This is a genomic window from Vibrio salilacus, from assembly GCF_002811245.1.
Lineage (GTDB): Bacteria > Pseudomonadota > Gammaproteobacteria > Enterobacterales > Vibrionaceae > Vibrio > Vibrio salilacus.
In genome coordinates, this window is sequence record NZ_NIVQ01000015.1 from 1 (window position 1) to 24522 (window position 24522).

Sequence of the window (24522 nt, forward strand, 5' to 3'; positions counted from 1 at the left end):
TTTGAGAAGCTTTGCGATATCTGTACGTGACATCCCATCTTCGAAATGAGCGATGGCCAAATAGCGAATACGTAGCCTTGCATTAGATGTGGAACGAATAAGTTGAGGAAAGTTAATGCTCATATAGTACCTCCGAATAGAGGTACCATTAGATCAGAAATTTAATTAAATTGGTATCAGTAAAAAGGCCAGCTAGTGCTGACCTCTTTTAATCGCTTGTGGTTAAAGAATAATGTCTCTTACTTCTGGATCTTTGCGCTCTAGATAGTGAATAGACTTAATGCGGCGAATGGTACGGCAACGGCCTCGAATCAACAGTGTTTCCGTCGTTGCAATATTTCCCGAACGAGTGATCCCTTCTAATAAATCGCCTTTAGTGATGCCTGTAGCAGAAAAGATAACATTATCACTACGTGCCATGTCTTCCATGGCAAGTACGACGTTGGCTTGTACACCCATCTCTTCACAGCGCTTGAGCTCATTAGCACCATAAATGCGATTTTCTTCACTGTCGCCTTTCACTTCGTGGCGTGGCAGTAAACGGCCATGCATGTCGCCATCAAGAGCGCGGATCACTGCGGCAGAAACAACACCTTCAGGAGCACCACCAATGCAGTACATCGCATCGACTTCGCTATCTGGCATACAGGTGAGAATTGATGCCGCTACGTCGCCATCAGGCACCGCAAATACGCGCAGGCCCATAGATTGCATTTGTGCAATGACATCGTCGTGGCGCGGCTTAGCAAGCGTAATGACCACTAAAGTGTCTAACGTCTTATTGAGCGCTGCGGCGATTTTCTCTAGGTTTTCTTTTAATGGTTTATTCAAATCTATACAACCCTTTGCGCCAGGGCCTACAACCAGTTTTTCCATGTACATGTCTGGGGCTTTTAGAAAGCTTCCTTTCTCGCCTGCCGCCAATACTGCCAATGCGTTCGATTGACCCATTGCGGTCATGCGAGTCCCTTCAATTGGGTCAACTGCGATATCGACTTCATCACCACCAATACCAACACATTCACCAATGTAGAGCATGGGTGCATCATCAATCTCGCCTTCGCCAATAACGATCTCGCCACTGATATCGGTTTTATTAAGTAGGCTGCGCATCACTTTCACGGCAGCGCCGTCGGCTGCATTTTTATCGCCACGGCCAAGCCACTTATATCCTGCAAGTGCTGCCCCTTCAGTAACTCGAGAAAAGGCCATTGCTAAATCGCGTTTCATGATGACTCCAAAGTAAAAGGATTGAGAGAAATTAAATCGGCAGAATTTTATCACATCAAAAAGGAAACGTTTGCCTTTTCGCTTTTGTTGGCATTGAACTGGATCAATCTTGTTGGTTATATTGGTAGGGAAACACTCAAACACCTTAGGATGTAAAGGTATTGTCAATTAGCGCTGAATTTTTAATCAAATGATGCAAAAACTACAATATAGAGAGTGTTTCTCTGCGCATGGCTGAGTAGAATGGGGATAAATAAGGTTTAGGTCACCGATGATCAAAACCCTTCTCCGGATAACCTATAGGTAGGCTAAAATGTCTTTTGAAGTACTAGAACAACTAGAAGCAAAAATTCAAACCGCTGTTGATACAATTGCTCTTTTACAAATGGAAGTAGAAGAGCTAAAAGAAGAAAAAGAGAAGCTGGCGACTGAGGCTAACGAGCTACGTAACAATCGTGCAGAGCTTGAACAGAAAGCAGAACTAATGCAACAAGAGCACAACGCGTGGCAAGAGCGTATTCGTAATCTACTGGGTAAAATGGACGACGTTGAGTAATACGTCTTCATATCAATCAAAAAAGGCTGAACCTAACGTTCAGCCTTTTTCTGGTTTTTTTTGTCTACATCGTCTTAAACTCGTGGGCGTACGCCGAGAGTATGGCATAGCGCGTAGGTCATCTCTGCACGGTTGAGTGTGTAGAAGTGGAAATCCTTCACGCCTTCACGACTTAAAATACGCACCATGTCGATCGCCTGGCTTGCTCCTACCAACTGACGAGTAGTTGGATCGTCATCAAGGCCTTCAAACTGCTTTGCCATCCATCCTGGAACCTTAACTGCATTTTGCGCTGCGAAGCGCGAGGCTTGTTTGAAGTTTGAAACGGGTAATATCCCCGGTACGATCTCGACATCAATGCCAGCCGCTACACAGCGGTCACGAAAGCGTAAGTAGCTCTCGACATCAAAAAAGAATTGGGTGATTGCTCGATTGGCGCCAGCGTCGACTTTACGTTTTAGATTAAGAAGATCTGACTGAGCGCTTTTGGCTTCTGGGTGCACTTCAGGAAAAGCGGCGACTGAAATATCAAAATCATGGCGTGCTTTTAACAGTTCAACTAAGTCAGAGGCATACATATCAGGTTTTCCGCCACTAGGTGGAATGTCACCGCGCAGCGCCACAATGTTTTGAATGCCATTTGCCCAGTAGTCATCTGCAATCTGGATTAGCTCATCACGAGAAGCGTCGATACAGGTCAAGTGCGGGGCTGCCACGAGACCCGTCTCGGCTTTAATCTCTTTGATGATCGAGTGAGTTCTATCACGCTCACCAGAGTTGGCGCCGTAAGTGACTGAAACAAATTTAGGTTTGAGGTTTTTTAAGCGATGGACAGAGTTCCACAACGTTTCTTCCATTTTCTCGCTGCTCGGTGGAAAAAACTCAAATGACACATTGATATTGTCAGATAGTTCCGCGACATTCTGATTTAAAGCGTCAATATGACCCGCGTGTGTGTATCCCATCTTGCTCTCTCCCTGTGGCATCCCAGCCAACAAACATAAATTTCAATCGACGTTTAGACGTCTATATGTCTACAGAATGTATTGAATACGTTTTAAAGTCAACTGCGTGTGTATGAATTTTTCTCAAGTTAATAATGAGCCAGTTTCAAGTTTAGTGGCAGAGCCACTGTTAGCACTAACTAGACACAAAAAAGGCGCTAGATAAGTCTAGCGCCTGATAACTAAAGTAGGCTTGATAATAGATTGAGATCCGATTGAATAGCCCCTGCGGTGACCTCTCTACCCGCACCAGGCCCTCGAATTACCAGTGGATTATCTTTATACCATTTACTCTCAATAGCAAAGATATTGTCGCAAGGCAGCAGGTTGGCGAGTGGATGTTCTTTCGTTAATGCCTCTACGCCAACCGTTGCTTTACCATTTTTCTCTAAGCGCGCTACGTAACGCAGTACCTTGTCTTCGCGTTGGGCTTTTTCAAGCCGCTCTGCGAGTAACTCACTCAATAATTGGCTCTTATCAAGGAACTCATCTAATGAAAGCTGAGCTAACTCATCAGGCACTAAGCTCTCAACTTTGACCGCTTCCGGTTCGATAGCTAATCCAGACTCACGGGCAAGAATGACCAATTTACGCATCACGTCAGAGCCATCAAGATCGCTACGAGGGTCAGGTTCTGTTAAGCCTTGTTGCCAGGCAAGATCGACAAGTTCTGCAAACGGTACGCTGCCATCGTATTGTTGAAATAACCACGAAAGCGTACCGGAAAAAATGCCTGATAAAGCACTAATGTCATCACCACTTTCACGTAAATCTCTGACGGTGTGGTTAATTGGTAAGCCAGCTCCGACGGTGGCGTTGTACAGCCAGTGGCGGTTAATTTTGGCAAACGCATCTTGAACTTGATGATAGTAGTGACTTGATGCTGATCCGGCGACTTTATTGGCCGAAATTAAGTGCATTCCTTGTTCGGCGATTTCTAAATAGCGTTCGGCAAGCTCTTTACTGGCCGTTACATCCAGTACCACTAAATCGTCATACCCTTGTAGCGCACCGAGCTTTTCGATCCAGTCGCTTCCTTGGTAACTGATTGCCTCTTCATCGAAATGCGCACTCACTTCACTGGCTGCTATACCTTGGTCGTTAAACCAATAGGTTTGACTATCGACAACGGCGACGAGATCAAAATTCATCCCGTGACGTTTTTCAAGTTCAGATTTTTGTTCACAAAACAGCGCTAACCAACTTGAGCCGATATTACCTTTACCACATAACGCGATGGCGACGCGCTTTTGTGCTTGAAAAAGCTGGCTGTGGATCGCTTTGACTAATGGGTTGCTATCAATGGTGCGTAGCACGGCGACTAAACTTAGCCCCGACAGTGACTCAGAAATAAATTCCACTGGTGCATTTTTTAGTTGCTGATAGAAGCCGTAACAATGGTTAGGGTTCTTAGTGACACCAGCTCCAACCGCCGCAACCATGGCGTAACCTTCTTTCAGTTTGAGCTCAGCTTCAATCGCGGTGTCTTGCAAGTACTCTAGTGCACCACCAACGATTTCGCTGGTATAGGCCAAACGCAGACGATGTTTGTCAGGTTGTGACTCGTAGGTCAGAGGCTCAAGTTGAGCGCGTTTAAGGCTCGCTAAGACTTCGTTCTCGAAGCGTGTGAAATCATGCCCTGACGAGAAGCTCAGTTGAATCAATTGCACTTCATCAAGTGAGGAGATGATTTTTGCACCGCGGCCAGAGGCAAGAACGCGCTCGATGCGGGTTGAGCCTGATTCGGGTTGATAGCTGCAACGTAAGTGCAAATCCATGGTGCTTTGCGCAACAGGCTGAAGAGTCCGGCTGTGCAACACGGGCGCAGCTAGGCGAGCCAATTCACTGGCTTCATCTAACCTTAATAGTGGAAGTAAACAAGCATCAGAGACCAACCTTGGATCAGCACTGTACACACCAGCCACATCGCTCCAAATCGTCACTCGACTGACTTCGGCCAATGCGCCAATCACAGTTGCTGAGTAATCAGAGCCGTTCCGACCGAGTAGTACTGTACGGCCTAACGTGTCCTGAGCCATAAAGCCAGTAATGACGATTCGGTGGTGCGCGTGTTGCACCAAGGCTTCTTTGATCAGAGGATAAGACGCACCGAAATCGACCTCGGGTTGTGTGCCAGTTTGAGCTCGTAAAAAAGCGCGCGCGTCTTGCGCGGTTGCAGGCAGATCTGCTTGATTGAGTAAAGCGGCGAGTAAGCGCGAAGACCATACTTCACCGTGACCGAGTACCGCCGCTTTATCGGCGTCGGTTAATGGCGCCGTTAGCTCACCTAGGGTCGTGAACTCATCGCGCAGCGTGGCAAGCAATGGTTGCTTTTCATCGCCTTCAACAAGCGCTTCAATTAGCTCACTTTGATATTGGCGTAGCGTCTGAAGCTCTTCGTGTGCGAGGCGACCATCTTTGTTGAGCGCGTCCAAAAAAGCAATCAGACGATTGGTGGTTTTGCCCGCCGCGGAAACAACGATCAAGTCCTCAGCATTGGAATACTCTTTGAGTATGCCAACGACTCGACGGTAACAATCTGGGTCAGCAAGACTACTGCCACCGAATTTATGCAGTTGACGTGGCGTGGCAGACATTACGCAGCCTCCTTCACTTTATTAAATGCTTGAGTGAGGTCGTCAATCAGATCTTCACTATCTTCTAAACCAACAGATAAGCGTAATAGCTGTTGTGATATACCCGCTTCGGCTAGCGCAACTTCACCCATAGCTCGATGCGTCATTGAGGCAGGGTGGCAAATCAAGCTTTCAACACCGCCTAATGACTCTGCTAGAGAAAAGAGTTTGAGGTGGCCAACAAAAGCTTTAAGTTGTTCAAAGCTACCTGCAAACTCAAAACTTAACATTGAGCCAAAGCCAGTTTGCTGCTTTTTAGCGATCTCATGGCCGGGGTGATTTGGCAGACTTGGATGATAGATGGCGCTGACCAAAGACTCGCTCTGTAGGAACTGTAAGACTTTACTGGCACCTTCTTCGTGGGCTTTCATACGCGCGCCTAGGGTTCGCAGACCGCGTAGCGTCATATAGCTGTCAAATGGCGTCCCTGTTGCGCCAATGCAGTTGCCCCACCAAGCAAGCTCTTCAGCATGTTGCTCGGTTTTGGTGATCACAACACCGCCAATCACATCCGAGTGACCATTAATGTACTTAGTGGTTGAGTGAATAACAAAATCTGCACCTAGCTCGAGCGGCTTTTGGAATACAGGCGTTAAAAAAGTATTGTCGACCGCAACCTGCGCCCCGACTTGTTTGGCTTGTTGACACAGTTTTTGAATATCGACCACGCGTACTAATGGATTTGATGGCGTTTCTATCAAGATAAGTTTTGGCTTTTGAGCGAGCGCATTAGAGAGCGCTTTTTGATCAGATTGGTCAACGAATGCTACCTTGAAGTCACCTTTCTGAGCGCGGGTATTGAATAGGCGGTATGTTCCGCCGTAACAGTCATGGGGGGCAACAATTAAATCCTCAGGCCCTAGGAAGGCCGAGACCCACAAATTCAATGCAGAGGTACCACAGTTAGTCACTACCGCCCCTTTGCCTGATTCAAGCTCATACAGTGCGGTTTCAAGCAAGCCTCGGTTTGGGTTGCCCGAGCGGGTGTAGTCATATTGAGGCAGTTCACCAAAGGCCGGGAAGCTATAGTTCGTTGAGAGATAAATAGGGGGAACAACAGCGTGATGTTGAGTGTCTGACTCGATACCAGTACGGACCGCGATTGTGGCTGGTTTACGGGTGCTCATGGGCGTTTCCTTTCGAACTATAGTGACTTGTTGCAGGGAATGCGCTATATCTTGAAGATGTCAGATATGAGCAATTCCAACTCCATTTCTGGCCACTTTACTTGTCATTTTTGTGGACGTCAATATCTCTAGACGTCTATATGTCTTTGCTTGTGGACATAAATGCCGCTAAAATTGCGGCTTCTGATTTCAAACATACATTTTTACAAAGGTGCGCAATGGCAGACTGGAATGGCGAATACATTAGCCCGTACGCTGAGCATGGAAAAAAAAGTGAGCAAGTAAAGAAGATTACTGTTTCTATTCCATTGAAAGTATTAAAGGTTTTAACTGATGAACGTACGCGCCGTCAGATCAATAACCTGCGCCACGCGACAAACAGTGAGCTATTGTGCGAAGCGTTTTTGCACGCATACACAGGTCAGCCACTGCCAACGGATGAAGACTTGCGTAAAGATCGTCCGGATGACATCCCGACAGAAGTGAAAAAATTAATGACAGAAATGGGCATTGAGTTCGAAGCGTTTGATGAATAATCACCACGGCATGTCATTTTTTTCTGCAAGGTAAAATTCTTAAAAAAAACCGCTGTATCAAACAGCGGTTTTTTGTTCGTCACAACAGGCTTACTCTGCCATGTAGTTTTCTGGCATCTCTATTCGCGCGACACCTGAATCGACAGCCGCTTGCGCGACCGCTTTAGCTACGCGAGACAATAGGCGAGAATCCATTGGTTTTGGAATGATGTAATCTGGACCAAATGACAGCGCGCTAACCCCCGCGGCTTTTAATACTTCTGCTGGCACTTCTTCTTTGGCGAGCTGACGAATGGCTTCAACCGCGGCCAGTTTCATCTCATCATTGATTTCGCTAGCACGCACATCCAGCGCACCACGGAAGATGAATGGGAAACACAGCACGTTATTGACTTGGTTCGGATAGTCACTGCGTCCGGTTCCCATGATCAGATCTTGGCGAACGGCTCTGGCTAGCTCTGGCTTGATTTCTGGATCTGGGTTCGAACAAGCAAACACAATCGGCTTATCGGCCATCAATTTAAGCGCCTCGGGCGGCAGCAAGTTTGGACCTGATACACCTAAGAACAGATCGGCCCCTTCAATTACATCTTCTAACGTTCGCTTATCAGTATTGTTAGCAAATAGCTGTTTGTATTCATTGAGGTCTTCACGACGAGTATGAATGACGCCTTTGCGATCCAGCATGTAGATTTTCTCACGCATTGCGCCACATTTGATCAGCAGTTCCATACAAGCAACGGCAGCAGCGCCGGCACCAAGACAGACTATGGTTGCGTCTTGAAGTTTCTTTCCTTGCAATTCAATCGCATTTAACATCCCCGCAGCCGTCACAATCGCAGTTCCGTGTTGGTCATCGTGGAACACAGGTATATCACAACGCTCAATCAACTGTCTTTCAATCTCAAAACAATCCGGTGCTTTGATATCTTCTAGGTTAATACCGCCAAAGGTATCGGCGATGTTGGCAACGGTATCAACAAATTCTTCGATAGTGCGGTGTTTGACTTCAATATCAATCGAATCAAGACCTGCAAAGCGCTTAAAGAGTAGTGCTTTACCTTCCATAACAGGTTTTGATGCCATTGGACCTAGGTTACCCAAGCCTAAAATTGCGGTACCGTTTGAGATTACAGCGACCATATTGCCTTTTGAGGTGTACTTATAGACGTTATCGACGTTTTGGGCGATTTCGCGTACGGGCTCTGCAACGCCTGGGCTGTAGGCGAGCGCTAGGTCTCTGGCGGTTTCGGCTGGGGTAGTCAGCTCAACAGAAATTTTGCCTGGCGTCGGGTAGGCATGGTAATCCAATGCTTGCTGACGAAATTGCTCTTCAGGAGATAGTTGTTGAGGGTTGTCATCGGACATAGGTGTAGGTACTCGTTAATAATTATATGGAAAGGGGGAATCCATTTTAGAGTAACTAAGTCAAGCTGCCTAGGTCAGAATGCGATCGGAAGCAATAAAAGGTGGTAAAAGTCGGCTGATAAGACCAGATATCAAGAGGGATCACTGGTAATGGCTAGTTTCAATAACACAATACTCTGAATGAATGCTAATTACCTTATAATAGATAACAAAAAAGGACGCTTGAGCGTCCTTTCTAGATTCGATATCTAAGCAGAAATTACTTCTTGCTTGATAGAGCACCGAAACGCTTGTTGAAGCGATCAACGCGGCCGCCAGTATCTACGATACGTTGCTTACCAGTGTAGAATGGGTGACATTTGTCACATACGTCTAGGTGGATAGACTCTTTGCTTAGTGTTGAGTTGAACTCGAAAGAGTTGCCGCAAGAACAAGTCGCTTTAACTGCTTTGTACTCTGGGTGGATACCAGCTTTCATGGGAGAACCTCTGAATATAGGCCGTGTCGCTATCCGATTCTAAGCCGGACACCACACGTAGTTAATAAAAGTTGCTTGGATACCGCCGCCAAATGACAGCCATATCTCTAAGGCGCGATATAGTAATGAATCGCGCCACAGTGATCAACCGATTTAACCATAAATCTGCTACTTTTTTAGCCGAAACTTGGCGTTGTCGTGGGTGCGGAGTCGCTTTCTTGTCGGTCATTTTTACCTTAGACTAAGCAGCGTTACCTCCCCAAGAGCTCGATAGCCACTATGCGACCAACGATTGCCCGAGTAGCGTTACCTGTGCCACTCGATAAACAATTCGATTATCTGATACCGAATCACTTGTTTCCGATTATCGGTGGCCGTGTATCGGTGCCTTTTGGTCGGCAAACGTTAGTCGGTTTGGTGACGGCTTTGGTTAATGAGTCAGAATTTGAGCTGACAAAAATCAAGCCGATTAAACAAGTGCTGGATAGTCAACCAGTTTGGCCTGAACGGCTTTATGCCTTACTTCATTGGTGCAGCCAGTTCTATCAATATCCGCTCGGCGAGACTTTATTCAATGCGATGCCAAGTGCTTTGCGCAAAGGGAAGCCCGCTGATTTTGCCACGCTGGTTTCGTGGCAACTGACCGCGAGTGGCCGTGATCAACTGATGCAGGGATTTGGTCGCGCGGTGAAGCAGGCGAAGGTCATGCACATGCTGGAAGCCGGATCTGTCGCACACCAAGAGTTTATTGATCAAGAGATCAGCTCGTCAGTATTAAAAACCTTAGTGGAAAAAGACTGGATTGCATCGTTAGAAAGCAAGCCAGTGATTCGCGATTGGCATCAAGATGTTGAGGCCAACGTCGACAAACCTAAGCTCAATGCTGAGCAGGCCGTTGCGATTGCGACGGTAAACAGCGCGCAAGGGTTTGGCTGTTATTTACTGGAAGGGGTGACCGGGTCGGGTAAAACCGAAGTCTACTTAAATATGATAAAGCCAGTACTAGAGCAAGGCGCGCAAGCGTTAGTGCTGGTGCCTGAAATCGGATTAACTCCGCAAACCATCAATCGCTTTAAACGCCGCTTTAATGTACCGGTTGAAGTGATCCATTCAGGTTTAAATGATACCGAGCGACTCAATGCTTGGCTGAGCGCGCGTGATAATGCCGCAGGGATTATCATTGGCACGCGTTCTGCGCTACTGACACCATTTGCTAAGCTAGGCATCATTATTGTTGATGAGGAGCATGACGCTTCATATAAACAGCAAGATAGCTTGCGTTATCATGCCCGCGATGTCGCGGTGATGCGTGCCAATAAAGAGCAAATTCCAATTGTATTAGGATCGGCCACGCCAGCACTAGAAACATTACACAACGCCTTAGTGGGAAAGTATCATCATCTGGTTCTGTCAGCGCGCGCCGGAAATGCGACCCCAACTACCAACAAAGTACTCGACGTTAAAGGACTCTATCTTGAAAGTGGTTTATCGGCGCCCTTGATTGCTGAAATGCGTAAGCACCTTAATGCAGGCAATCAGGTCATGCTGTTTTTGAATCGACGCGGGTTCTCTCCGGCATTGATGTGTCATGAGTGTGGCTGGATAGCCGAATGTCAGCGTTGTGATGCGTACTACACCTATCACCAAAACAGCAGTGAAATTCGCTGTCATCACTGTGGCTCTCAGCAACCGATCATTCACCAATGCCAAGGGTGCGGCTCGACACACCTAGTGACCGTTGGTGTTGGTACGGAACAATTAGAGCATCAGCTATCCGAGTTGTTTCCTGAGTACCAAACCATTCGGATTGATCGCGACAGCACACGTCGTAAGGGGAGTTTGGAAAGCGCCTTGACTGCAATTCGCCATGGTGAGTATCAAATCTTAATTGGAACTCAGATGCTGGCTAAAGGGCACCATTTTCCTGATGTGACGCTGGTGGCCTTACTGGATGTCGACGGTTCGCTCTACAGTAGTGACTTTCGAGCATCTGAGCGACTTGCTCAATTATTTATTCAAGTTGCTGGCCGTGCGGGGCGAGCGAGTAAGCCTGGCGAGGTTGTATTACAAACTCACCACCCAGAGCACAGCTTGCTGCAAGCCTTGTTGAGCAAAAGTTATCGTCACTTTGCTGAAACCGCACTTGAAGAGCGCAAAGTGGCTCAGCTACCACCGTTCTCGTTTTTAACTCTATTTCGTGCAGAGGCCAATCAATCGGCATTGGTTGAAGAGTTTCTTCGCCAGGTGCGCCATACGTTAGAGGCACATCCGTTGTTTGACCAATACTGCCAAGTGCTTGGGCCAACGCCCGCCCCACTGGCTAAGCGAGCTGGCAAGTTTCGTTGGCAATTGCTGTTACAAACGCAAAGTCGCCCTATGATGCAAAAGTTACTCGCGAGTGCGAAACCAGCAATAGCCCTGTTGCCAAATGCGAAAAAAGTCCGTTGGACACTCGATATAGAACCGCAAGATCTGAGTTAGTGAAAGGTGGTCTGAAGGGCATTTTATTGGCTGAGCCTTACTTGAATCATAACTACAGCGTTCTCTATTCAGCAACTTTTCATTTATTTGTGATGTTAATCACTGCCTAGCTGCCATTTTTGTTAAATCCCCCGTAACTTTGTGTTATGAAATGAATACACTAGGTAGTCTGCAATGCGTTGTTTTCACTTCATACTTTGTAAGTTAAACGATTGCTTGGTGCAGGTAATTACAAGATAGGCTTTAGCCTGCGAATTTGTGTCACTCTGCTCACAGAGAATATGATTATTTTTAACTAGAGGCTTAGGTGGCATCTGCTACTGGATTGGAACATTTAAAGAGGGTTAGTACACTATGGCGACAATGAAGGATGTTGCCCAGCTTGCGGGAGTTTCAACAGCGACGGTTTCTCGAGCGCTAATGAATCCGGAAAAAGTATCATCAGCGACGAGAAAACGAGTAGAAGACGCTGTTTTAGAAGCTGGATATTCACCAAATTCGTTGGCACGTAATCTACGCCGCAACGAATCAAAAACGATCATCGCGATCATTCCTGATATCTGCGATCCTTATTACACTGAAATTATTCGTGGCATTGAAGATGCCGCAATGGAGCATGGCTATATTGTGCTGCTCGGTGATAGTGGTCTACAGAAACGACGTGAAAGCTCATTTGTTAACTTGGTTTTCACTAAACAAGCTGATGGCATGCTGTTGCTGGGTACTGATTTACCATTCGATGTCAGCAAGCCAGAACAAAAAAATCTACCGCCGATGGTGATGGCTTGTGAATATGCGCCTGAACTTGAGCTGCCTACCGTGCATATTGATAATTTAACGTCTGCCTTTGAAGCCGTTAATTACCTTACTCAGATGGGCCATAAGCGTATTGCCGAAATTTCTGGACCAGAGAGTGCGGCATTGTGTCATTTCCGCCACCAAGGCTATCAGCAAGCTCTGCGTCGAGCGGGCTTGGCAATGAACCCTGCCTATCGCGCGTTTGGCGACTTTAGCTTTGAAGCCGGGGCGCTAGCGGTTCGTCAGCTATTGGCCCTGCCAGAGCCTCCGACTGCGATATTTTGTCATAACGATGCGATGGCGATTGGGGCGATTCAACAAGCTAAAAAGCTTGGTTTGCGTGTGCCTCAGGATTTGTCACTAGTGGGCTTTGATGACATTCAATTTGCTCAATTTTGCGATCCACCGTTGACGACGATCTCTCAGCCACGCTATGAAATTGGTCGTCAAGCGATGTTGATGATGCTTGAGATTTTGCGTGGCCATGATGTGAGAGCAGGTTCGCGTCTGCTGGAAACCACATTAGTAATACGCGAAAGTGCCGCACCACCGAGAATGTTATAAGTTGCAGCGATAGTCAGCGGCGCGTTTTGATGCACCGCTGCTATTTCAAGTCTGTCATCGTGCAGCAATCTGCATTAACATGTCGGTCAGTTGTAACCAATTACATTGATGTTCAGTCGTGGCGAATAAAGATTACGTAAAAAGAGGTCGTGGCACCCAAAGCCGAAAATCTGCAAAAAACAAAGCCGCTCCGCGTCGAAAGCCGTGGCGTAGTGGCTTGCTTGCTTTAATTCTGCTCGGCGTGTTTGGCTATGGATTGTATTTGCTCAGTCAGGATCCTGAACCGCCAACGCCTATGGCTCAACCCACGCAGGCAAAACCGCAAGCGAAGCCTAAGTCGATACTGCCGCCGCCTCCTGAAGAAAAGTGGGATTATGTCGAGTCTTTGCCAAGCCGCGAAGTTGCTGTGAAAGCCAAAGAGCAGGTCGTATCTGAAATTCCCTACATTATGCAGTGTGGGGCGTACAAAAATGGCAAAGATGCTGAAGCACGTAAGCTAGACATCGCTTTCCAAGGGATCAACAGTAAAATCCGCAAGAAAGAAGACAGCAGTTGGTATCGCGTGGTGTTAGGCCCATACAAGTTTAAGCGTGATGCAGAGCGAGATAAGCATAAACTCCAGCGGGCCAAGATCGAGCCTTGTGCGATTTGGAAAGAAACGCAATAAATCCTACAAAAACGAACCGAGAGGTTCGTTTTTTGTTCTTGGCGATCCTGAGTTTCTCCCTTGAATTCCTAACGAGCCAACCTCATATAGTTTCTAACACTAAAAATTCATAATTATGAGGCCCTACTCGTGACTACCATTGTCTCTGTACGTCGTAATAATAAAGTCGTCATCGCTGGTGATGGACAAGTATCTCTCGGTAACACAGTAATGAAGGGCAATGCGCGCAAAGTGCGTCGCCTCTATAACAATAAAGTACTGGCTGGCTTTGCTGGTAGTACTGCCGACGCTTTTACCTTGTTTGAGCGCTTTGAAAGCAAGTTACAAATGCACCAAGGTCATTTGACCAAAGCCGCGGTTGAACTGGCGAAAGATTGGCGTAGCGATCGTGCGCTGCGTAAGCTTGAAGCTTTGCTGGCCGTAGCGGATGAAACCGCGTCGTTGATTATTACTGGTAACGGTGATGTGGTTCAGCCAGAGAACGATCTGATTGCGATTGGATCGGGTGGCAACTTTGCACAAGCGGCAGCCACAGCTTTACTAGAAAATACTGACTTAGATGCCCGTGACATTGCCGAAAAAGCATTAAAAATTGCCGGTGACATCTGTGTTTTCACCAATCACCACCACACTATTGAAGAACTAGAAACTGCGCAAGATAAAGCAGAATAAAACCAAAGATAGTGGCGATAAACTTTAAGGAAATTAATTATGTCTGAAATGACTCCTCGCGAAATTGTACATGAACTAAACCGCCATATCATTGGTCAAGACAATGCAAAACGTTCAGTGGCGATTGCACTGCGTAACCGCTGGCGTCGCATGCAACTTGAAGAAAGCTTACGAGTTGAAGTGACACCAAAAAACATTTTGATGATCGGTCCAACGGGTGTTGGTAAAACCGAAATCGCCCGTCGCCTAGCTAAACTTGCCAATGCGCCTTTCATTAAAGTGGAAGCAACCAAGTTCACCGAAGTTGGTTATGTGGGTAAAGAGGTCGAAACCATCATTCGTGATCTAACCGATGTTGCGGTCAAGATGACTCATCAACAAGCGATGGGAAAAGTGAAATTTCGCGCGCAAGAGCAAGCGGAAGAGCGTATCCTTGACGCCTTATTACCACCAGCTCGCGATTCTTGGGGTCAGAATGAACCGCAAGAAGAGAGCTCATCGAACACCCGCCAAGTTTTTCGTAAGAAGTTACGTGAAGGCAAACTGGATGACAAAGAGATCGAAGTCGATGTCGCCGCACCGCAAATGGGCGTTGAAATCATGGCGCCTCCTGGCATGGAAGAGATGACCAATCAGCTGCAAGGTATGTTTCAAAATCTCGCTGGTGACACCAAGAAGAAGCGCAAGCTGAAAATCAAAGACGCCTTCAAAGCACTGGAGGAAGAAGAAGCTGCCAAGTTAGTGAATCAAGAAGAGCTAAAAGATCAGGCTATTTACAACGTTGAAAATAACGGCATCGTGTTTATCGATGAGATCGACAAAATCTGTAAGCGTGGCGAAAGCTCGGGCCCAGATGTCTCACGTGAAGGCGTGCAGCGCGATCTATTGCCGCTTATCGAAGGAAGTACCGTATCGACTAAGCATGGTATGGTCAAAACCGATCACATCTTGTTTGTTGCTTCTGGCGCTTTCCAAGTGGCGCGCCCATCGGACTTGATTCCAGAGCTGCAAGGCCGTTTACCTATTCGTGTTGAGCTAGAAGCACTGTCGAGTGAAGACTTCAAACGTATCCTGACGGAGCCGAAAGCCTCGCTAACCGAGCAGTACATCGCTTTGATGAAGACTGAAGATGTTGATATCGAGTTTACCGAAGAAGGGATTACGCAGATCGCAGAAGCGGCTTGGACAGTGAATGAGACCACCGAGAACATTGGTGCCCGTCGTCTTCACACTGTGATGGAGCGCTTGATGGATGAGATCTCGTTTGAAGCGACTGATAAGGCGGGATCGAAAATGACCATCGATGCTGACTATGTTAAAACACGCTTAGATGAGTTTATTGAAGACGAAGACCTGAGCCGCTTTATTCTGTAATTGGTGAGCAATGTATAAAAAAGCCCGCAGTCGCGGGCTTTTTGCTGTTTCAGGTGATTTGGCTGATTAGATCATAATGATAAAAATCACGGCAAGTGCAGAGATTAAGCCTGCAAATGCATAACAAGCCACTTTGCCGACAATACCAGTGTGGAATTTAAGATCATGCATGCCATGATGAACACGGTGCATGGCATGCCACATTGGTAACGCGAGTGTGGCAATAATAAACAAAGCACCAATAATGCTGGTGGCAAAGTCGACAACGCGCTCATAGCTTAGCGCTTGTGCATCTATGATACCAAGCGGGGCTAACAGGCCGAGTACCAGAATGGTCACAGGGGTGATCATGGCAAACCAGGTGCCACCTGCGCCAAATAATCCCCACCAAATTGGCTCGTCTGAACGTTTTGGAGCGCTATCCACAGAATAGTTTGGTTTCATCGTTACTGCTCCTTACACCACAATAAGTACAATGAGTGAAATGAACGCGACCGCTGCCCACTGCGTGAGAACAATGATCTTCTTGTCGACCAATTTACCTTTGAGGCGAATCGGCATCACTTGCGGCATCATGCTAAAAAAAGTTTGTGCATGCATTAAGCTACCCGCTAGCGCAACAATATTGATGGCTACAACCAAAGGATTAGCCATAAAGCTTAACCACGTTTGCCAAGCTTCGGGCCCTTTAACTAATGAGCCTAGACCAAAAGTCAGGAAAATAGTGAATAGAATCAGCGGCAGCACGGTAGCTTCACGCAGCATGTAGAAGCGATAAAACGGATGGTCTTTCCACCAAGTGCGTTTCATTTCACGAACGTAAGGTTTGCGATTACTCATCCTTATGCCTCCTCTTTGACTGGCTTGCCATCAGGCTTAAGCATAGCGATAACAAAGTCCATTGAAGACTCAACTTTACCTTGGTTAACCGCCGCCGCAGGATCAACACTCTTAGGACAAACTTCAGAGCAATAACCGACAAAGGTACAGCCCCAAGCACCATTCTCCCCATTGATAAGTGTCATACGCTCGGCTTTACCGTTATCTCGGCTATCGAGGTTGTAACGGTGAGCTAACGTCAGTGCCGCTGGGCCGATGAACTCAGGATTCAAACCAAACTGCGGACAGGCGGCATAACACAAACCACAGTTAATACAGCCAGCGAACTGCTTATATTTGGCCATTTGCTCAGGCGTTTGGAGGTTGGTGCCGTCTTCAGGTGTGCGATTATTACCAATGATGTAAGGTTTGACTGCTTCTAAACGCTCAATAAATGGCGTCATATCGACGATCAAATCCTTCTCGATTGGGAAGTTCGCTAATGGCTCAATTTTGACCCCATTTGGGTAGTCACGCAGGAAACTCTTACACGCGAGTTTAGGCACCCCGTTGACCATCACACCACAAGAGCCACAGATCGCCATACGACAAGACCAACGGTAAGAGAGGTCTTTATCGAGGTTATCTTTGATGTAACCAATCGCATCGAGAATAGACATGGTTTGATCAAAAGGCACTTCAAAGGCCTGTAAATGCGGCTCTGAATCTTGTTGTGGGTCATAGCGCAGAATATCGACTTTTTGAATACGATTCGCTGACATTAGGCTTGCTCCTCTGCGTTCTTCGCTGCTGCTTCTTCTGCAGCGGCTTTTTCTGCGGCTTCACCGTATAGACGTGCTTTTGGCTGTGACTTAGTAATGGTCACATGGCTGTAATCGATACTTGGCGCGGCATCGGGTTGGTAGAAGGCGAGTGAGTGTTTGAGGTAGTTAACGTCGTCTCGCTCAGTACAGCCATCATCTAAACGCTGGTGAGCACCACGTGATTCTTTACGCAGAATCGCAGAGTGAACCATGGCTTCAGCAACTTCTAAGCCGTAGCCAACTTCGATAGCGTAAAGCAGGTCAGTGTTAAACACTTTACCCTTGTCTTTGATACTAATGCGCTTGTAACGTTGTTTCAGCTCAGTAATCTTATCGATAGTGGCTTGCATCAAATCTTCTTGGCGATAGATACCACAACCCGCTTCCATGGTATGTCCCATTTCAGTACGGATGCTGGCCCAGTTTTCATCGCCCTGTTGATTCATTAATGCGGCAATGCGCTCCTCAACCGCCTTCACTTGAGCGTCAATCGCCGTTTCATTCCAGCCCTTGAACTCAGCCGCGCGTTGCACCGCTTGTTCGCCTGCAACTCGGCCAAAAACAACGAACTCAGCCAGTGAGTTAGAGCCAAGACGGTTGGCACCGTGCAGACCTACAGAGGCACATTCACCAACTGCGAACAAACCTTTGATGCGCGTTTCACATTCAGCATTGGTTTCAATACCGCCCATGGTGTAGTGCACCGTCGGACGGATTGGGATCGGTTCTTTGGCTGGGTCGACATTGACGTAGGCTTTCGCGAGCTCACAAATGAACGGCAGACGTTCTTGTAAGTACTCTTCACCCAGGTGACGCAGGTCAAGGTGCACAACATCACCCAATGGGTGTTTGATGGTGTTGCCTTTTTGCTGCTCATGCCAGAACGCTTGTGACACTTTGTCACGAGGGCCAAGCTCCATGTATTTGTTTTTTGGTTGACCGACGGGCGTTTCAGGGCCCATGCCATAGTCTTGCAGGTAACGGTAACCGTTCTTGTTGACAATAATCCCCCCTTCACCACGACAACCTTCTGTCATCAGGATCCCGGTGCCAGGAAGACCCGTTGGGTGATATTGAACGAATTCCATATCACGCAGAGGTACACCATGGCGGAAAGCCATTGCCATACCGTCACCCGTGACGATACCGCCGTTGGTGTTACAGTGGTAAACACGGCCCGCGCCACCAGTGGCTAGCACGACAGATTTTGCTTTAATCGTAACCAGTTCGCCTTCCGACATATGGATAGCGATCAGGCCTTGAACTTCGCCTTCATCAACAATCAAATCGACGACAAAGTACTCATCAAAACGATTGATATTGCTGTACTTCATTGACGTCTGGAATAGGGTGTGAAGCATATGGAAGCCTGTTTTATCTGCGGCAAACCAAGTGCGCTCGACTTTCATGCCGCCAAATCGGCGTACGTTGACTTCGCCATTTTCTTTGCGACTCCACGGGCAACCCCATTGCTCCATTTGGATCATTTCGCGAGTCGCGTTTTTGACAAAGTATTCAACAACATCCTGTTCACATAGCCAGTCGCCACCGCCAACGGTATCGTTGAAGTGGTTATCTAAGCTATCTTCATCCTTGATAACTGCGGCTGAGCCACCCTCTGCAGCGACCGTGTGGGAACGCATGGGATAAACTTTAGAGATCAGTGCGATGTCCAAGTCAGGGTTTGCTTCAGCTGCTGCAATAGCAGTACGAAGACCAGCGCCGCCTGCGCCGATGACTGCGATATCTGTGGTGATAATTTGCACAGTTATCCTCCAGTGTGTGATTGCGGAATTCCGCTTGTTATTGTGATTACGGGGTCTTCTTTACTAGAGAAAACCTCAAAAGTGGTAGGGTTAGTGTAGAGGAGGACTATGGCGGAAAAATTGATGTATTTGGGTTTTTGCTGCGGTAATGCATGTAAGAGCATAAAATTTATAGGTTATGTGACTGCAATCACGTAAGGATATGAATTGCTTATTGGTGAGTAAACTCAGCTTGTTAAATCATGGTTACTGACTATTGTTGAGACGAATAAAGTCTCAGCTGAGCAATATTTATTGTGCTGTAATACGAAATAAACTTGCTTCATTTTGTCTATATCATGCCCAGATTATTCCGCTGGGCAAAGACGGGTAAAGTTGTTATGTTCGCAGCCAGATTGAATGATGAGAATGAGTTTATGACTGCAGATTGGCAACCGAGCGCTTCTATTAAACAGCTTCGTCAGCGCGCAAGTATTGTGGCTCAAATTCGCCACTTTTTTGCCCAGCGTCATGTGCTAGAAGTCGATACCCCGGCGATGAGTCACGCCACCGTCACTGATATCCATTTACATACCTTTCAGACTGAATTTGTTGGCCCGGGTTATGCCGATGGCAGCAAGCTCTACTTTATGACCAGCCCAGAATTTCATATGAAGCGGCTTCTGGCAGCTGGAAGCGGCTGTATCTATCAAATCAATAAAGCGTTTCGCAATGAAGAAAATGGCCGTTATCACAACCCTGAGTTTACTATGTTGGAGTGGTATCGGGTCGGGTTTGACCATCATCAACTAATGAACGAGATGGATCAACTGCTGCAACTGGTTCTGAAGTGTGAAGTGGCAGAGCGTGTGACGTACCAGCAAGCGTTTATTAATGTGCTAGGGGTGTGCCCGTTAGAAGCCCCAATGTCAGAGTTAAAAGCAGTGGCAGCCAAGCTGGGATTGAGTGATATTGCTGAGCCAGAGCAAGATCGTGATACCTTGTTGCAGCTACTGTTTAGTATTGGTGTTGAAAGCGAAATTGGTCAAGCGGCCCCCGCGTTCGTTTATGACTTTCCCGCCTCACAAGCGGCTTTAGCGAAGATCAATCCGCACGATCCAAGAGTCGCCGATCGTTTTGAAGTGTACTTCAAGGGAGTTGAGTTGGCGAATGGCTTTCATGAGCTGGACAATCCCCAAGAGCAGCGGCAACGTTTTGAAGATGATAACGCCAAGCGCATTGAGATGGGGCTCCAACCGCAACCGATTGATCACCACTTAATCGCGGCGTTAAATGCGGGCTTACCTGATTGCGCAGGTGTTGCATTGGGCATCGATCGTTTAATTATGTTAGCGATCGGTTGTGATCATATCGATCACGTCACCGCGTTTCCGTTTCCACGAGCGTAGAGAAATGTGCAACAGATTCTTTAATAGACTCGCTTCACTATCTCATCCTCGTTATACTTCCACTCTGAATTTTAGCCTAGAGCTGTTACTTGAACGGACAGCTCTATTATCAAAGAGCACAGGACATGCAAGAGTACATCGCATTTTTTCAAGAGAACATGATTCTTTCTCTGGTTTGGGTTGGCCTATTCGGCGCCCTTATTATGAGCATCGTTAAATCATCAACCGCCGCTTACAAAGAGGTGACTGCTGCGCAAACTACGCATCTGATGAACCGTGAAAATGGTCTGGTGGTTGATATCCGTAGTAAAGATGAGTTTCGTAAAGGTCACATTACCGATTCAGTTCACATCTTGCCGTCTGATATTAAAGCGGGTAAGTTCGGTAACCTTGAAAACCGTAAATCAGACCCAATTATTGTAGTATGTAAGTCAGGTCAAACCGCGCAAGAGAGTGCTAACTTACTTGCTAAAGCAGGCTTCGAAAACGTTAACCTGCTTAAAAATGGTTTGATTGCTTGGAGTGAAGCAAACATGCCATTGGTCAAAGGTAAGAAGTAATTCATACCCGCCGATACTTACAACGCTGATGAAAAAATCGGCGTTTGTTTTTGAGAGATGTGAGAAGTTCCACGAAATTCAGTGGAAACCTAGTCATAAACGCCTCTCTCGGTTAGTCTCGAAGCAGACTATTTATTGCAGGATTAAAGGATTTTAAAATGGCTGAAGCAGCACCACAACAAGAAGCACAAAACTTCGCAATTCAACGCATCTTCCTTAAAGATGTGTCTTTCGAAGCACCTAACTCGCCTGATATGTTCCAAAAAGAGTGGAACCCAGATGTTAAACTGGATCTAGACACGCAAAGCCGTGAGCTAGGCGAAGGCGTTTACGAGGTGATTCTACGCCTTACTGTTACCGTTAAGAACGCCGATGACACGGCTTTCCTATGTGAAGTACAGCAAGGTGGTATCTTCACAGCAGATAAGATGGAAGCAGGTCAACTTGCTCATTGTCTAGGTGCTTTCTGTCCGAACATTCTGTTCCCTTACGCGCGCGAAACCATTTCAAGCCTAGTGGTGAAAGGTACGTTCCCACAGCTAAACCTAGCACCTGTTAACTTTGATGCTCTGTTTATGAACTACCTACAGCAGCAAGCTCAGCAAGAACAACAAGCTGAAGCGTAATGACTGATTGACCTTCTACTTAAATGTAGGGGATCGGTAAAAATGCACAGAGTATCGGATTGATGATGCGCTGTGCATTTTTTGTTTATGATATGGGTGTTTTTGGCTGTTCTTTAGCTCTCATGAACTAGAGATTACTCATAAGAATCCAGTCTCTTTTATGACAACCAGGCGGAACAATGAAAGATAAGACCAATAATGGCTACGGCAAAGCGATCGCAATGACAGTGCTAGGTGCGGGTTCGTACGGTACCTCTTTAGCTATCTCATTAGCACGTAATGGTGCCAACGTAGTAATCTGGGGCCATGAGCCTGGGCATATGGCCCGCCTAGAAGCGGATCGCGCTAACCATGAGTTCCTACCGGGGATCGAGTTTCCCGAGTCGCTGATTGTAGAATCGGATTTAAGCAAAGCGGTGCAAGCCAGCCGTGACCTGTTGGTTGTTGTACCGAGTCATGTGTTTGGTATCGTACTCAACAATGTTAAACCTTTCTTAGCGGACGATTCTCGTATCTGTTGGGCGACCAAAGGACTCGAGCCAGAAACCGGCCGCCTACTTAAAGATGTCGCCCATGACATTTTGGGTCAAGGCTACTCATTAGCGGTATTATCTGGGCCGACGTTTGCGAAAGAATTGGCGATGGGCATGCCGACGGCGATTTCTGTTGCCTCGCCAGATGCTCAGTTTGTCGCTGACCTACAAGAGAAAATTCACTGCAGTAAAACATTCCGCGTCTACGCGAATAGCGATTTTACTGGCATGCAACTTGGCGGCGCGGTGAAGAATGTTATTGCGATCGGTGCGGGTATGTCTGATGGGATTGGCTTTGGCGCCAATGCACGCACGGCGTTAATTACTCGAGGCTTGGCAGAAATGACGCGTCTTGGTGCGGCGCTTGGGGCTCAACCTGAGACCTTTATGGGTATGGCTGGGCTTGGTGACTTAGTGTTAACTTGTACCGATAACCAATCGCGTAACCGTCGTTTTGGTTTGGCGCTGGGGCAGGGCAAAGATGTCGATAGCGCACAAGCTGAAATCGGTCAGGTGGTCGAAGGGTATCGCAATACCAAAGAGGTCTTTTTATTGGCTGAACGTATGGGTGTCGAGATGCCGATTGTTGACCAAATATATCAAGTATTGTATCAAGGGAAAGATGCCCACTTAGCAGCGCGAGATCTCCTCGCGCGAGATAAGAAAGCCGAAGCCTAAAAGAAGTAATAGCGACACTGACTGTGGATGAGCCAGTGCTAGGAAACGACATGAAACATTGTGAAAAACAGAAGGTATGGCAAACCATAGTCAAGGAAGCACGTGAGCTTTCTGAACAAGAGCCAATGTTAGCAAGCTTCTATCATGCGACCATCATTAAGCATGATAGCTTAAACTCCGCACTGAGCTATATTCTCGCCAATAAGCTTAATACTGCCTCTATGCCTGCGATGGCGGTTAGGGAAGTCGTCGAAGAGGCATTTAATGCTGACTCGACGATTAGTGCTGCTGCGGCTTGCGATATTTGTGCGACGGTTAACCGAGATCCAGCCGTTGCGATGTACTCAATGCCACTGCTTTATCTAAAAGGTTACCATGCACTGCAAGGTTACCGCGTAGCCAATTGGCTGTGGAAACAAGGTCGTATTGCACTGGCCACTTATCTGCAAAATCAGATTTCGGTCGCTTGTCAGGTGGATATCCATCCGGCCGCACGAATAGGGCGCGGTATCATGCTTGACCATGCCACTGGCATCGTGATTGGTGAGACTGCCGTGGTCGAGGATGATGTATCGATTCTACAAGATGTGACTCTTGGTGGTACGGGTAAAGAGAGCGGTGATCGTCACCCTAAAATCCGTGAAGGCGTAATGATTGGCGCTGGGGCGAAAATTCTTGGCAATATCGAAGTGGGTGAAGGGGCTAAAATCGGCTCTTGCTCGGTTGTGTTGCAACCTGTCCCACCACATACCACGGTGGCGGGTGTGCCGGCGAAGATTGTCGGTCGTCCAACAACAGATAAACCTTCTCTCGATATGGATCAGCAGTTTAACGGCCGCTCTCAAAGTTTTATCGGTGGTGATGGGATTTAAAGTCTGAAAGTGCTGCGCTGTTAGCACACTCGGATCGAAAACAGAACGTATGAGAAAAGGGTTGACGCTTTCACGTCAACCCTTTTTAACATTGCTTGCTTATGCCAGTTCGTCCAGCTCAGCGAGTACTTCTTCTGCCCATTCAATCCATGCGTGGCGAAGTAGCAAGTTCCTGCGTAAAGTAAGACGCTCAAGACGCTGCTGCTTATCGAGGGTTGCTGTCGTTGAGTAGTAAGCGTTTTCAATCTCTTGATAGTGGCTGACTAACTTACGTGACTCGACAACCAATTCACCAAGCTGTGCTCGGTATGGGGTCGATGATTGGACGGCGCAAGCCATTAATTTTGCTGAAAACTCATCGCGTACAGTTGGGTGTACGGTCGGTTGGTCGAACCATTCACCGAGCGCAACGCGTCCTGCATCGGTAATGGAATAAACCTTACGATCAGGTTTGCCTTCTTGAGGTTCGAGTACGCAGCTAACGAGATTGTTTTGAGCCATTTTATTGAGCTCACGGTACACTTGCTGGTGGCTTGCTTTCCAGAAGTAGCCGATAGTGGCAGAAAATTCTTTAGTGATGTCGTACCCGGTAGCGTCGCGGGTGCTTAGAACAGTTAAAATAACGTGTGGTAATGACATGTCTTTTAATCCAAATGGTCAATAAACTACGAAATTCAACCACTTATTACTGCCGTGCTTCTGGAGGCACTGATTATCAGTAGTACAAGTGGCACCAACAAAGTTGGTCATGTCACCTTATTAAAGCCGTGTTTATCACCTAGGATCGATATTATGATTATCGACAGGCTGCAACGTGTTGATTTTATATTTGCTGCAGTGGCCGAGTAGTATATCTAAATAATAAGCATAAAGTAGAATAGATGGGCGGAATAGACTAAAAAACTAATAAAATGCTAATTTTACGTTGTTAAGTTTGCTTTTGTTTTGAAAGTTTGTGTTGATTA

Annotated in this window: 23 protein-coding genes; 12 read left to right on the forward strand and 11 right to left on the reverse strand. The window is 47.0% G+C overall.

The window, feature by feature from the left end; translation table 11 throughout:
* Positions 1 to 222: 222 nt before the first annotated feature.
* Positions 223 to 1230: a class II fructose-bisphosphatase gene (glpX, locus tag CDZ87_RS11260; protein WP_100753641.1), complete on the reverse strand. Its 1008-nt coding sequence runs from the start codon at positions 1228 to 1230 to the stop codon at positions 223 to 225.
* A 313-nt stretch (positions 1231 to 1543) separates the two neighbouring features.
* On the opposite strand from glpX, the gene zapB reads away from it, so the two are divergent.
* Entirely contained in the window at positions 1544 to 1786 is a 243-nt protein-coding gene (zapB, locus tag CDZ87_RS11265) for a cell division protein ZapB (RefSeq protein ID WP_038175962.1), read from the forward strand.
* Between the two features lie 74 nt (positions 1787 to 1860).
* Here the strand turns inward: zapB and metF are convergent, their stop codons facing one another.
* From metF to CDZ87_RS11280, 3 genes are all read right to left on the reverse strand, one after another.
* The gene (gene metF / locus CDZ87_RS11270; RefSeq protein ID WP_038175961.1) at positions 1861 to 2751 is read right to left on the reverse strand and encodes a methylenetetrahydrofolate reductase; all 891 of its coding nucleotides are present in this window, start codon (positions 2749 to 2751) and stop codon (positions 1861 to 1863) included.
* 221 nt (positions 2752 to 2972) lie between these two features.
* On the reverse strand, positions 2973 to 5387 hold the full coding sequence (locus CDZ87_RS11275; RefSeq protein WP_100753642.1) for a bifunctional aspartate kinase/homoserine dehydrogenase II: 2415 nt from the start codon (positions 5385 to 5387) through the stop codon (positions 2973 to 2975).
* Positions 5387 to 6553, reverse strand: coding sequence for an O-succinylhomoserine (thiol)-lyase (locus tag CDZ87_RS11280; protein WP_100753643.1), 1167 nt, complete (start codon positions 6551 to 6553; stop codon positions 5387 to 5389). The genes CDZ87_RS11275 and CDZ87_RS11280 overlap by 1 nt, the downstream gene beginning before the upstream one ends.
* A 218-nt stretch (positions 6554 to 6771) precedes the next feature.
* On the opposite strand from CDZ87_RS11280, the gene metJ reads away from it, so the two are divergent.
* The gene (gene metJ / locus CDZ87_RS11285) at positions 6772 to 7089 is read left to right on the forward strand and encodes a met regulon transcriptional regulator MetJ (protein WP_038175957.1); all 318 of its coding nucleotides are present in this window, start codon (positions 6772 to 6774) and stop codon (positions 7087 to 7089) included.
* A 90-nt stretch (positions 7090 to 7179) separates the two neighbouring features.
* On the opposite strand, the gene CDZ87_RS11290 is transcribed toward metJ, so the two are convergent.
* Positions 7180 to 8457, reverse strand: a complete 1278-nt coding sequence (locus tag CDZ87_RS11290) for a malic enzyme-like NAD(P)-binding protein (RefSeq protein WP_100753644.1) — start codon at positions 8455 to 8457, stop codon at positions 7180 to 7182.
* Positions 8458 to 8716: 259 nt separating this feature from the next.
* Positions 8717 to 8935 (reverse strand): 50S ribosomal protein L31, encoded by a 219-nt coding sequence (gene rpmE, locus CDZ87_RS11295; protein ID WP_038175954.1) that lies wholly within the window; start codon positions 8933 to 8935, stop codon positions 8717 to 8719.
* Positions 8936 to 9214: 279 nt separating this feature from the next.
* On the opposite strand from rpmE, the gene priA reads away from it, so the two are divergent.
* The 5 genes from priA to hslU all read left to right on the forward strand — a co-directional run bounded on the left by priA (position 9215) and on the right by hslU (position 15491).
* The gene (gene priA, locus CDZ87_RS11300) at positions 9215 to 11416 is read left to right on the forward strand and encodes a primosomal protein N' (protein ID WP_100753645.1); all 2202 of its coding nucleotides are present in this window, start codon (positions 9215 to 9217) and stop codon (positions 11414 to 11416) included.
* A 354-nt stretch (positions 11417 to 11770) separates the two neighbouring features.
* On the forward strand, positions 11771 to 12778 hold the full coding sequence (gene cytR / locus CDZ87_RS11305; RefSeq protein WP_100753646.1) for a DNA-binding transcriptional regulator CytR: 1008 nt from the start codon (positions 11771 to 11773) through the stop codon (positions 12776 to 12778).
* A 118-nt stretch (positions 12779 to 12896) separates the two neighbouring features.
* Complete coding sequence (locus CDZ87_RS11310; RefSeq protein WP_100753647.1) at positions 12897 to 13445, forward strand: SPOR domain-containing protein; 549 nt, start codon at positions 12897 to 12899, stop codon at positions 13443 to 13445.
* Between the two features lie 129 nt (positions 13446 to 13574).
* Positions 13575 to 14117 carry an ATP-dependent protease subunit HslV gene (gene hslV, locus CDZ87_RS11315; protein ID WP_100753648.1) on the forward strand — a complete coding sequence of 181 codons (543 nt, stop codon included), beginning with the start codon at positions 13575 to 13577 and terminating at the stop codon, positions 14115 to 14117.
* 39 nt (positions 14118 to 14156) lie between these two features.
* A complete protein-coding gene (gene hslU, locus CDZ87_RS11320) occupies positions 14157 to 15491 on the forward strand; it encodes an ATP-dependent protease ATPase subunit HslU (protein WP_100753649.1) in 1335 nt (444 codons plus the stop codon).
* A gap of 66 nt (positions 15492 to 15557) precedes the next feature.
* Here hslU and frdD read toward each other — a convergent pair whose 3' ends face one another.
* From frdD to frdA, 4 genes are read right to left on the reverse strand one after another with little or no spacing between them, the layout of a single operon-like run.
* Complete coding sequence (frdD, locus tag CDZ87_RS11325; RefSeq protein WP_038175944.1) at positions 15558 to 15935, reverse strand: fumarate reductase subunit FrdD; 378 nt, start codon at positions 15933 to 15935, stop codon at positions 15558 to 15560.
* A gap of 12 nt (positions 15936 to 15947) precedes the next feature.
* Positions 15948 to 16331, reverse strand: coding sequence for a fumarate reductase subunit FrdC (frdC, locus tag CDZ87_RS11330; RefSeq protein ID WP_100753650.1), 384 nt, complete (start codon positions 16329 to 16331; stop codon positions 15948 to 15950).
* A 2-nt stretch (positions 16332 to 16333) separates the two neighbouring features.
* Positions 16334 to 17092 carry a succinate dehydrogenase/fumarate reductase iron-sulfur subunit gene (locus CDZ87_RS11335; protein ID WP_100753651.1) on the reverse strand — a complete coding sequence of 253 codons (759 nt, stop codon included), beginning with the start codon at positions 17090 to 17092 and terminating at the stop codon, positions 16334 to 16336.
* Positions 17092 to 18900: a fumarate reductase (quinol) flavoprotein subunit gene (gene frdA, locus CDZ87_RS11340; protein WP_100753652.1), complete on the reverse strand. Its 1809-nt coding sequence runs from the start codon at positions 18898 to 18900 to the stop codon at positions 17092 to 17094. Before frdA ends, CDZ87_RS11335 begins: the two co-directional genes overlap by 1 nt.
* 416 nt (positions 18901 to 19316) lie before the next feature.
* Between frdA and epmA the strand changes: the two genes are divergently transcribed.
* From epmA to cysE, 5 genes are all read left to right on the forward strand, one after another.
* Positions 19317 to 20288, forward strand: a complete 972-nt coding sequence (gene epmA, locus CDZ87_RS11345; RefSeq protein ID WP_100753706.1) for an elongation factor P--(R)-beta-lysine ligase — start codon at positions 19317 to 19319, stop codon at positions 20286 to 20288.
* Positions 20289 to 20413: 125 nt separating this feature from the next.
* Complete coding sequence (locus CDZ87_RS11350) at positions 20414 to 20848, forward strand: rhodanese-like domain-containing protein (RefSeq protein ID WP_100753653.1); 435 nt, start codon at positions 20414 to 20416, stop codon at positions 20846 to 20848.
* A gap of 158 nt (positions 20849 to 21006) precedes the next feature.
* Entirely contained in the window at positions 21007 to 21474 is a 468-nt protein-coding gene (gene secB / locus CDZ87_RS11355) for a protein-export chaperone SecB (protein WP_038175939.1), read from the forward strand.
* A gap of 179 nt (positions 21475 to 21653) precedes the next feature.
* The gene (gene gpsA, locus CDZ87_RS11360; RefSeq protein ID WP_100753654.1) at positions 21654 to 22685 is read left to right on the forward strand and encodes an NAD(P)H-dependent glycerol-3-phosphate dehydrogenase; all 1032 of its coding nucleotides are present in this window, start codon (positions 21654 to 21656) and stop codon (positions 22683 to 22685) included.
* A gap of 50 nt (positions 22686 to 22735) precedes the next feature.
* A complete protein-coding gene (cysE, locus tag CDZ87_RS11365) occupies positions 22736 to 23557 on the forward strand; it encodes a serine O-acetyltransferase (protein WP_100753655.1) in 822 nt (273 codons plus the stop codon).
* Positions 23558 to 23656: 99 nt separating this feature from the next.
* Here cysE and CDZ87_RS11370 read toward each other — a convergent pair whose 3' ends face one another.
* Complete coding sequence (locus CDZ87_RS11370) at positions 23657 to 24196, reverse strand: PadR family transcriptional regulator (RefSeq protein WP_100753656.1); 540 nt, start codon at positions 24194 to 24196, stop codon at positions 23657 to 23659.
* Positions 24197 to 24522 lie beyond the last annotated feature (326 nt).